Origin of the sequence: Kineococcus auxinigenes (assembly GCF_050871525.1) — a bacterium.
Classification (GTDB): domain Bacteria; phylum Actinomycetota; class Actinomycetes; order Actinomycetales; family Kineococcaceae; genus Kineococcus.
The window spans coordinates 41939-51462 of record NZ_JBKBCT010000020.1; the positions used below are offsets into that span (position 1 = coordinate 41939).

12 protein-coding genes are annotated in these 9524 nt (G+C 73.9%); 6 read left to right on the forward strand and 6 right to left on the reverse strand.

The features are described 5' to 3' along the window. Positions 1 to 32 precede the first annotated feature (32 nt). Complete coding sequence (locus tag ACRYR9_RS08185) at positions 33 to 779, forward strand: hypothetical protein (RefSeq protein WP_432494586.1); 747 nt, start codon at positions 33 to 35, stop codon at positions 777 to 779. Between the two features lie 119 nt (positions 780 to 898). Further along, positions 899 to 1933, forward strand: coding sequence for an aldo/keto reductase (locus ACRYR9_RS08190; RefSeq protein WP_432494660.1), 1035 nt, complete (start codon positions 899 to 901; stop codon positions 1931 to 1933). Positions 1934 to 1971: 38 nt separating this feature from the next. On the opposite strand, the gene ACRYR9_RS08195 is transcribed toward ACRYR9_RS08190, so the two are convergent. From ACRYR9_RS08195 to ACRYR9_RS08220, 6 genes are all read right to left on the reverse strand, one after another. Beyond that, positions 1972 to 2970 (reverse strand): YihY/virulence factor BrkB family protein, encoded by a 999-nt coding sequence (locus tag ACRYR9_RS08195; protein WP_432494584.1) that lies wholly within the window; start codon positions 2968 to 2970, stop codon positions 1972 to 1974. 76 nt (positions 2971 to 3046) lie between these two features. Next, entirely contained in the window at positions 3047 to 3190 is a 144-nt protein-coding gene (locus ACRYR9_RS08200; RefSeq protein WP_432494582.1) for a hypothetical protein, read from the reverse strand. Positions 3191 to 3258: 68 nt separating this feature from the next. After that, positions 3259 to 4059 (reverse strand): DUF3618 domain-containing protein, encoded by an 801-nt coding sequence (locus ACRYR9_RS08205; RefSeq protein ID WP_432494580.1) that lies wholly within the window; start codon positions 4057 to 4059, stop codon positions 3259 to 3261. Continuing rightward, positions 4035 to 4460: a phage holin family protein gene (locus ACRYR9_RS08210; RefSeq protein ID WP_432494578.1), complete on the reverse strand. Its 426-nt coding sequence runs from the start codon at positions 4458 to 4460 to the stop codon at positions 4035 to 4037. Before ACRYR9_RS08210 ends, ACRYR9_RS08205 begins: the two co-directional genes overlap by 25 nt. Continuing rightward, positions 4457 to 5380 (reverse strand): hypothetical protein, encoded by a 924-nt coding sequence (locus ACRYR9_RS08215; RefSeq protein WP_432494576.1) that lies wholly within the window; start codon positions 5378 to 5380, stop codon positions 4457 to 4459. Before ACRYR9_RS08215 ends, ACRYR9_RS08210 begins: the two co-directional genes overlap by 4 nt. After that, positions 5377 to 5553: an antitoxin gene (locus ACRYR9_RS08220; RefSeq protein WP_432494574.1), complete on the reverse strand. Its 177-nt coding sequence runs from the start codon at positions 5551 to 5553 to the stop codon at positions 5377 to 5379. The genes ACRYR9_RS08215 and ACRYR9_RS08220 overlap by 4 nt, the downstream gene beginning before the upstream one ends. 144 nt (positions 5554 to 5697) lie before the next feature. On the opposite strand from ACRYR9_RS08220, the gene ACRYR9_RS08225 reads away from it, so the two are divergent. The 4 genes from ACRYR9_RS08225 to ACRYR9_RS08240 all read left to right on the forward strand — a co-directional run bounded on the left by ACRYR9_RS08225 (position 5698) and on the right by ACRYR9_RS08240 (position 9421). Continuing rightward, a complete protein-coding gene (locus ACRYR9_RS08225; RefSeq protein ID WP_432494572.1) occupies positions 5698 to 6894 on the forward strand; it encodes a zinc-dependent alcohol dehydrogenase in 1197 nt (398 codons plus the stop codon). An 80-nt stretch (positions 6895 to 6974) separates the two neighbouring features. After that, positions 6975 to 8147 carry an FUSC family protein gene (locus ACRYR9_RS08230; protein WP_432494570.1) on the forward strand — a complete coding sequence of 391 codons (1173 nt, stop codon included), beginning with the start codon at positions 6975 to 6977 and terminating at the stop codon, positions 8145 to 8147. 92 nt (positions 8148 to 8239) lie between these two features. Continuing rightward, the gene (locus ACRYR9_RS08235) at positions 8240 to 8461 is read left to right on the forward strand and encodes a hypothetical protein (protein ID WP_432494568.1); all 222 of its coding nucleotides are present in this window, start codon (positions 8240 to 8242) and stop codon (positions 8459 to 8461) included. Positions 8462 to 8494: 33 nt separating this feature from the next. Beyond that, positions 8495 to 9421 (forward strand): manganese catalase, encoded by a 927-nt coding sequence (locus ACRYR9_RS08240; RefSeq protein ID WP_432494566.1) that lies wholly within the window; start codon positions 8495 to 8497, stop codon positions 9419 to 9421. The last annotated feature ends 103 nt before the right edge of the window (positions 9422 to 9524 follow it).

Here is a 9524-nt window from a genome sequence, read left to right on the forward strand (position 1 = left end):
AACGGACGCGGCAGCCGGCGCGTCCGTTGCACGTGAACCGCACCACCACCCGCACCCTGTCCCCCCTCGTCCTCGCGCTGGCGCTGTCCGGCTGCGGGAGCGCCGCCGACGGTCCTGCAGCCGCCACCGCGGCTCCGGCAGCGAGCGCCACCACGACCCCCGCCGCCCCCACCGCTCCCGCGACGGGTGCCTCGAGCACCACGGCCCCCACCGGGACGGCGTCGGCCGTGCCACCGGCCGTGGACTCGGCGGCCGACCAGGCGCTGGCCGACCTGGCCGCGTCGCGGGACGCGGACGTGGTGTCGATGGACCCGGCGACGCCCGCGCAGCCGGACCTCGCCGCGCTCGTCGGCGACGAGGGCACCGGGTCGGCGCTGGAGCTGTTCAGCTGGGACGGCTCGCAGTGGACCGCCGACGCCCGGTTCGACCTGCCGGAGCCGGTGCTGGCGGACCGGCCGGGGGGTGCCGTGGAGTGGCGGCACGTCACCCAGGACTTCTGGTCCGACGTGATCGTCTACCTGCAGGGCGGGACGCTGCACTCGGGCGTCGACGCGGTCGTGGCCAGCCACTACGGGGGCTCGTGGAACCTGGTGCCGCGCGAGCCGATCGGGGACGAGGAGGGCGATCTGACCCTGCTGGCGAACCCGCTGTTCGACGACGGGTACGTCTTCGCCACCCGCGCCAGCGCGGGCGAGCAGGCGGTGGTCGACTACTGGCGGTTCGACACCACGCAGGAGCGCTGGGGGCTGCAGCCGGGTCCGCGCCCCGCGGGCGGCTGAGGACGCGGTCGCGGGGCCCTCGCCGTGGTGGGCGGGGGCGCCGCGCGGGCCGGCGACCCGCGGAGCAGGATGGGCGCGGGGATCCCCCCGTGAAGTCCACCCGTCTGGAGGAACGCACGATGGAGTACCGGACCCTGGGCAGCAGCGGCACGTCCGTCTCCCACCTCGCCCTCGGCACGATGACGTTCGGCGCCGAGACCGACCGGGACGGCGCGTTCGCGCAGCTCGACGCGTTCGTGGAGGCCGGTGGCACGCTCGTGGACACCGCCGACGTCTACACCGCCGGCACGTCCGAGGAGATCGTCGGCGCCTGGTTCGCCGCCCGCCCCGCGGAGGTGACCGAGCGGGTGGTCCTGGCGACCAAGGGACGTTTCCCCACCTCGGGGGAACCCAACGGCGTCGGCCTGTCCCGCCGGCACCTGACCCGGGCACTGGACGCGTCCCTGCGCCGGCTGGGGCTGGACGCGGTGGACCTGTACCAGGTGCACGCCTGGGACCCGTGGACGCCGATCGAGGAGACGCTGGAGACCCTCGACGCGTTCGTGCGCGCCGGCAAGGTGCACAACGTCGGCCTGTCGAACTTCACCGGCTGGCAGCTGCAGAGGGCGGTGAGCGCCGCCGACGCGTCCGGCCTGGTGCGACCGGTGACGCTGCAGCCGCAGTACAGCCTGCTGGTGCGCGAGATCGAGTGGGAGATCGTGCCCGCCGCGGAGGAGAACGGCCTGGGGCTGCTGCCGTGGTCGCCGCTGGGCGGTGGCTGGCTGTCGGGCAAGTACACCCGCGACAACGCCCCCACCGGTGCGACGCGGCTGGGTGAGAACCCCGAGCGGGGCGTGGAGGCGTACGCGCGGCGCAACTCCCAGCAGCGCACCTGGGACGTCATCGCCGCGGTGCAGCAGGTCGCCGAGGCGCGCGGGGCGTCGATGGCGCAGGTGTCGCTGGCCTGGCTGGCCGCGCAGCCGGCGGTGTCCTCGGTGATCCTCGGCGCCCGCACGCTGGAGCAGCTGACCGACAACCTGGGTTCGGCGGACCTGGAGCTGGAGGCCGACGAGCTCGACGCGCTGGACACCGCCAGCGACCCGCAACCGGCGGACTACCCGTACGGCGTGCCCGGCGAGCAGCAGCGCAGCCGCAAGCTCACCGGCGGACGGTGAGCCTGCGGCTGCGCTGAGCGGGGCGCGAGCCCGGGGGCCTAGCGGTCCTCGGGCTTGCGGTCCGCGGCCGTGGCGTCGCGCTGGCCCATGGGCTGCGGGTCGCCGACGGTGGTGTCGTGGTCGGTCTGGCGCTCGGACTCGGCGTTGATCTCCGCACCCAGCAGGATGGCGTAGCTGGTCAGCCACAGCCACATCAGCAGGATGACGACCCCCGCCATCGCACCGTAGTTCTTCGTGTACGAGGTGCCGCCGGCCAGCGTGACGTAGAGGGAGAAACCGATCGAGACGATCAGCCACAGCGCGGTGGCGACGGCCGCACCGACCGAGGTCCACTTCATCCTCGGCGAGTCGCGGTCCGGGGCGAGCCGGTACACCACGGCCAGCGCCACCAGGACCAGGCCCAGCAGCAGCACCCAGCGCAGCACGCTGACGACGACGTTCACGACTCCGCTGGCGCCCAGCGCGTTGACGAGCACCGGTGCGACCGCGATGAACCCGATGGCTAGCAGCATGAAGACGATGGCGCCGATCGTCAGCAGCAGCGCGACGCCCTTGCGCTTGACGAAACCGCGGGTCTCGTCCTCGTCGTAGGCCATGTTCGTGGCGGCCATGAGGTTCTGCACGCCGCTGGAGGCGCTCCACAGCGCCAGCACGATCGCCAGGGCCGCGCTCCACCCGGCGCTGGCCTTGTTCTGGCTGACGTGCTGGACCTGGCTGGTCACCAGGCTCCGCGCCTCCTCCGGGATCGCGGAGATCTGGTTGATCTGGTTCGTGATCTGGTCGGGGTTGCCGAACAGGCTCCACAGCAGGAACGCGGCGGTCAGCGCCGGGAAGATCGCCAGGAACGCCTTGAACGCGACGCCCGCCGCCAGCAGCGGCACCTGGTCGTCGCTGGCCTCCTTCCAGGCGCGCTTGGAGACCTGCAGCCAGCCCTTCGCCGGGATCTGCTGGGGGGACTCGGCCTTCTCGCCGTGGTCGTCGTGCTGCACGGACAGCTCGTCGCTGCCGGTGCCGTTGCGCTGCGTCGTCCTGCTCATGGTCTCCACTCTCCCGTCCCCCGCGCCGGGACGCGCGCCGAGCGCGTCCCGGCAGCGCTGCTCAGGGGATGGCTGCTCAGGGGATGTGCGTGCCGCCGCGCGGCTCGTCCGGCGCGTCGGCGTCGTCGACGTCCAGCGCCTCGTCGACGAGGTCGTCCGTGCTCTGCTGCACGGCGTCCTCGTCCTGCGGGCGGGCGTTCTCCTGCGGTCCGGTGCTCACGCGTCCTCCTCGTCCACGGCCCCGCCCCCCGGTGCGGGGGACGGGGCCGTCGTCGGGTCCTGCTCGGCTCAGCTGCGGGCGGTGTCGCGGACCTCGCCGGCCGCGGACTGCCCCTGGCCCTTGACCTCGCCGGCCGCGGACTGCCCGTGCTCCTTGACCTCGCCGGCCGCGGACTGCCCGTGCTCCTTGACGTGGGCGGCGGCACCCTGCGCGTCCGAGCGCACGGCCTCCACGCCTTCCTTCGCCGAGTCGGCGACCTGGTGCGCGGCCTGGGTCGCCTGCTCCTGCAGGTTGCCGCGCACGTCGGCCACGGCACCCTTGGCGGCCTCGATCACGCCGCCGCCGTGCTCCTTGGCGGCGTCGACCGCCTTGGCGGTGGCCCGCTCCTCCTTCTCGCTCGCCGGCAGCAGCGAGGACAGCAGCCAGCCCGCGCCGAAGGCGATCACACCGGCCGCCAGCGGGTTGCCGCGCGTCTTGGACGTCACGGCGCCCTTGGCGTCGCCCGCGCTGCCGGCGACACCCTCACGAGCCGACCCGGCGCGCTCGCGCAGGCCACCACCGGTGTCGCCGGCGCGGTGGCGGACGTCGCCGGCCTTGCCGCGCACGGAGTCGGCCGCGCCGTGGGCCGAGCCCATCACCGAGTCGGCGGCGTCGTGGGCCGAGCCCATGACGCGGTCCTTGAGCCCGGTGGCCCTCTCCTTGACCTTGTCGGCCTGGCGCTGGGCGACGTTCGAGGGGCTCAGCCGATCGGTGAGCTCGTCGAGGTCGGCGCTGAGCGCGGAGCGGGTGCCGGCGATCTCGCTCTCGATCTGCTCGGGGCTGCCCGGGCCCGCGTCGGTACCGGTCAGCTCGTCGGGTGCTTGGCCCATTGCGCGTCCTCCTTCAGTGTCACGGTGGTCCGCTCCAGCGGCGGCGGCACCTTCTTCATCTCCTTCTGCCCGCTCTTGGCCAGCACGGCCGCGACCACGCCCCACACGACGGTGACGACGAGCGCCGCCCACGCGTGGCCGATGAGGTCGCCCAGCGCGAGGATCGCCAGGGCGGTCAGGGAGATCAGGAACAGGTGCCCGGCCACCCCCGCACCGGCGAGCATGCCCGCCCCCTTGCCGGCGTTCTTGGCGTCCTGGCGCAGCTCGGTCTTGGCCAGGGCGATCTCCTGGCGCACCAGCGTGGACATCTCCGTGGTGATGCTGGAGAAGATCTCACCGATGGAGCGCTCGCCACCGCCGTTCTCGGGCTCGGGGCGGGACGCGCTCGTGGCCCCGCTCACGGCCGGGACCCGTGCGACGGCGCGTCCGACATCGAGGGGACGTCGGAGGCGATGTGGCGCGGGACGAGGTCCTCGTTCGGGTCCTCGCCGTAGCGGGACACGGCCTCGTCCACGCTGGTGCCCGCGGCGGTGGTGGTGCCCGTCCCCGTGACGCCGGCGGCGTAGGTGGAGGACAGGTCGCTGCCGGGCAGGTCCAGGGTGCCGGTGGTGCCCGGGGTCGGTGCGGTGCTCAGCGGCTCCAGCTCGCGGCCCTCGGACCCGGAGGAGCTGTGGGCGGCCTGCGCTCCGCGGGTGACGCGCCCGGCGAGGGCGCCCGCGGCGAGCGCGCCCAGCAGGAACGCACCGGGGCGGCGGCGCGCGTAGGAGCGCACCTGCTCCAGCAGCTCGCGCGGCTCGCGGCCGGCCAGCGCGTCGCCCAGGGCGCCGGCGCGCTCGCCGGCCTGGCGCACGAGCTGGGTCGCCATCCCCGAACCCTCGCTGGCGCTGCCCATCTGGGACAGTTCGTCCGCCGCCTGCTTCAGGAAGGCCGCCAGCTTGTCGCGCTGTCCGGTGCTCTGCTCGTCGACCTGGCGGCGCAGCTCGCCGAGCAGGTCCACGGCCTGGCTCTGCGCCTCCTGCAGCACACCGCCGAGCTGCTCCTGGGCCGAGTGCACGACGTGCCCGGCCTCCTCCTTGGCGGTGCCGGCGACGGCGCTCGCCTGCTCCTTGGCGGTACCGGCGACGGCACCCGCCTGCTCCTTGGCGGTGCCGGTCACCTGGCCGGCCTGCTCCTTGGCCGAACCGGCGGTCTGCTGCGCGCGCTCCTTGGCGCCACCGGAACCCTCGGCACCGGAGGCCGTCGCTCCGGAGCCACCTGCGACGTCGTACGTCGACATGTTCGCCTCCTCGTTGGGGTGCTGCTGCGGGATCGTGGGGTTCACGCGCCCTGGTCGCCGCCGACGGCGTCGTCGGCCTTGTCCTGGGCCGTGTCGACGGCACCGGCGTGCTTGCCGCCGGTCTTGGCGTCGGCGGCGTCACCCGCTCCGTCGATGGCCTTGTCGGTCTGCTGCTCGTGGCCCTGCGCGAACTGCTGGGCCTTGTCGGCGATCCCCACGTCGTCCTCCTCGCGTCCGGACCGGCTCGCGACCGGCCGCGTGATCTCTCGCGTTCCTGGCAGGTGACTACCCGGGCAGCGGGTGCTCAAACGTGGAACGTCCAGAAGGTGCCGACGTCCGGTCGCGGGGTCAGGGTGGGGGGCGTGAAGGCACTCACCTGGCAGGGGAAGCGGTCCGTGCGCGTGGACGAGGTCCCGGACCCGCGGATCCAGGAACCCACCGACGCGGTCGTCCGCATCACGTCCACGGCGATCTGCGGCTCCGACCTGCACCTGTACGAAGTCCTGGGGCCGTACCTGGCCAAGGGCGACGTCCTGGGGCACGAGCCCATGGGGATCGTCGAGGAGGTCGGGCCGGAGGTGCCGAACCTCTCCGTCGGCGACCGCGTCGTCATACCGTTCCAGGTGGCCTGCGGGCGCTGCTTCATGTGCGAGCGCGGCCTGCAGACGCAGTGCGAGACGACGCAGGTGCGCGAGAAGGGCTCGGGCGCGGCGCTGTTCGGCTACACCTCCTTGTACGGCTCCGTGCCCGGCGGGCAGGCGGAGTACCTGCGCGTGCCGCACGCCGACTACGGCCCGATCAAGGTGGGCACGGAATTGCCCGACGAGCGGTACCTGTTCCTGTCCGACGTGGTGCCCACCGCCTGGCAGGCCGTCGCCTACGCCGACGTGCCCGCCGGTGGCACCCTGGCCGTCCTGGGGCTGGGACCGGTCGGGCAGATGAGCGCCCGCATCGGCCGGCACCTGGGGTTCACCGTCGTCGGGGTGGACCCGGTGCCCGAGCGGCGCGCGATGGCCGAGCGGCACGGCGTGAGCACCATCGACCTGACCGACGCCTCCGGAGCCGACGTGGCCGCGCAGCTGCGCGAGCGCACCGACGGGCGCGGGCCGGACTCCGTGGTGGACGCCGTGGGGATGGAGGCCCACGGCGCACCGGAGGGAGCGGTCGCCAAGGCCGCCCAGAGCGCGGTGGGGCTGCTGCCGGACAAGGTGGCGCAGAAGGTGATGGAGACCGGCGGGATCGACCGGCTCGGCGCGCTGCGCGCGGCGATCTCCTCGGTGCGGCGCGGCGGCACCGTCTCGCTGTCGGGCGTGTACGGCGGCGAGGCCGACCCGCTGCCGCTGATGACGATGTTCGACAAGCAGATCCAGCTGCGGATGGGCCAGTGCAACGTGCGCCGCTGGCTGGACGACGTCCTGCCGCTGGTGGAGGACCCCGCCGACCCCCTGGGCGTGATGGACCTGACCACCCACCGCCTGCCCCTGTCGGAGGCGCCGGGCGCCTACGAGATGTTCCAGAAGAAGGAGGACGGCTGCGTCAAGGTCGTCCTGGAACCCTGAGCGCCACCCCCCGCGGGCGCTCGCCACGCGCGAGCGCCCGCGGCCTGCTGTTCGGCCGCCGGCCCCGGCTGGGCCTGGCGGTGCGCACCGCGCTGGCCGCGACCGTGGCGTGGCAGGTCGCTCTGTGGCTGCCGTTCTCCGCCGCGGAGACGTACCCGTACTACGCCCCCCTGGGCGCGGTGGTCGGGTCCTACACGACGGTGCGCTCCTCGGTCGACAACTCCGTGCGGGCCGTGGCGGGCATCGTGCTCGGTGCGGTCGTGGCGCTGGCCAGCCACGCGCTGCTGGGGGCCGGCCTCGCGGTGGTCGCCGTCGTGGTGTTCACCGCGACCCTGCTGGCCGGGTGGCGGGTGCTGGGCGACCAGCGCAGCTGGGTGCTGACCGCCGCGGTGTTCGTCCTCATCGTCGGCGACCCGGACCCCGTCGACTACGTGCTGGCCTACAGCGGGCTGACGCTGCTCGGCGGCCTGGTCGCCGTGGGGGTGAACGCGCTGCTGCCGGAGCTGCCGCTGCTGCAGTCCGACCGCACGCTGCAGCAGCTGGCGGACGTGCTGGCCGACCAGCTCGACGACCTCGCCGACGGCCTGCGCCGCGACACCCCGCCCAGCGCGCAGGAGTGGAGCGAGCGGCTGCGCGCGGTCGAACCCGTGCGCGCCGCCGCCCGCGAGAGCGGCGAGGAGGTCGAGGAGTCTCTGCACGCCAACCTGCGCGCGCGCCGCCACCACGACGCGGTGCAGCGCCGGCAGGAGCGGGGGCTGGTGCTGGCCGGCCTGGCGGTGCGGGTGGAGGAGCTGACGGCCCTGCTCGTGGAGGTGCAGAACCCCTCCGAGCGGGGCGTGGCCATGGACGCCGCGCTGCGCCAGCCCGTGGCGGCGACGCTGGCCGCGATGGCGGACGTGGTGCGCGAACCGCCCGCCGGCGCGGAACCCGCGCAGGACGGGACTCGGGACGGGCAGGCGCAGGGGCCCGACCGCATCGACGGCCTGCGCGAGGAGGTGCAGCGGCTGTCCGCGGCCGTGGCCGCCGCGGAGTACACCGACGAGCGCGACCGGCAGACCGCCGGCGCGGTCGTGACAGCGGTGCGCCGCTGCCTGGGCGCCCTGCGGACGGGGCACGGGGACGTCGAGCCGGACCCGGAGGCGGTGGCGCCCACGCCCTGGACCCTGCCGGGCACGACCCCGTCCGGGGGGACCGCCACGCCCCGGCAGCGGTGGCGCGCCCGCCTGCGCCGGCCGCACCGGCGCAGCGGGTGAGGGTGGGCGACCGCTCGGGAAACGAGGCGGTTGAACGCGGCCGCGGCGGGTACGGGGACAGCACCAGCGGAACCACCCGAGGAGGGACACACGTGGTCAAGTACCTGCACGAGGCCGGGATCAAGTCCGAGTGGGCCTACGCGGCCGCCTTCGGCAGCATCGGCCTGTCGTTCGCGTCCTGGCTGACCTCCAAGGAGAAGGAGAAGGGCGCGGGCATCGACCGCGCCGACCGCTGGGGCATCTTCATCGGCCAGTGGGCGCCCACCTTCTTCGGCCTGGGCAACGCCCTCGCCGGGTACGAGAAGAAGAACTGACGGCCCCGCCCGCGCAACCACGGAAGGAATCGCGTGTACCAGCACACCCGTGAACTGCAGTTCACCGCCAAGCCGGAGAAGCCCGACGCCCTGTTCGCCGCGAAGTTCCAGGAGATCCTGGGCGGGCAGTTCGGCGAGATGACCGTGATGATGCAGTACCTGTTCCAGGGCTGGAACTGCCGGGTCCCCGGCAAGTACAAGGACATGATCATGGACATCGGGACGGAGGAGATCTCGCACGTCGAGATGCTCACCGTCATGCTCGCCCGCCTGCTGGAGGGCGCTCCCGGTGAGACGACGGAGAAGGCCGCCGCGGCGAACCCGGTGCTGGCGGCGGTCCTGGGCGGGCAGAACCCGCAGCACGCCATCGTCTCCGGCGGCGGCGCCCGGCCCACCGACAGCCAGGGCGTCCCCTGGAACGCCGGCTACATCGTCTCCAGCGGGAACCTGCTGACGGACTTCCGCTCCAACGCGGCCGCCGAGGGGCAGAGCCGGCTGATGACCAGCCGCATCGCCAACATGACCGACGACCGCGGCGTGAAGGACATGCTGGCCTTCAACCTGGCCCGCGACACCTACCACCAGCAGCAGTGGCTGCTCGGCATCCAGATGCTGGTGGAGGAGGGCTACGCGGAGAGCGAGATCGAGCGCTCCAACGCCGACCTCGAGCGCGACGACGCCGCCCACGTCTTCTACACCTCCACCAACGGCAGCCGGGCCGGCGAGGGCCTGTGGGCGACCGGCAACAGCGTCATCGACGGCAAGCCGTTCCGCACCGAGGAACTGCGCCCGCTGACCGACGACCAGGGCATCCTGCCCGCGCCCGACCCGCTGCAGTACGTCACCTACGACGGCAGCCAGGGCCCGGGCAAGCCCGGCAACGCCCTGGGCGGCGCCGCGCAGCAGGCCGAGAACGTGGTCACCAAGGTGAAGGACGCCATCACCGGCGACAAGCACTGAGCCGACCGGTCCGGCGCTGAGCACCGCTCGCACCAGCCGGCGGGACGCTCCGCTGGAGCCCGGGTGCCGACCCCTCGAGGGGTCGGCACCCGGGCTCCAGCGG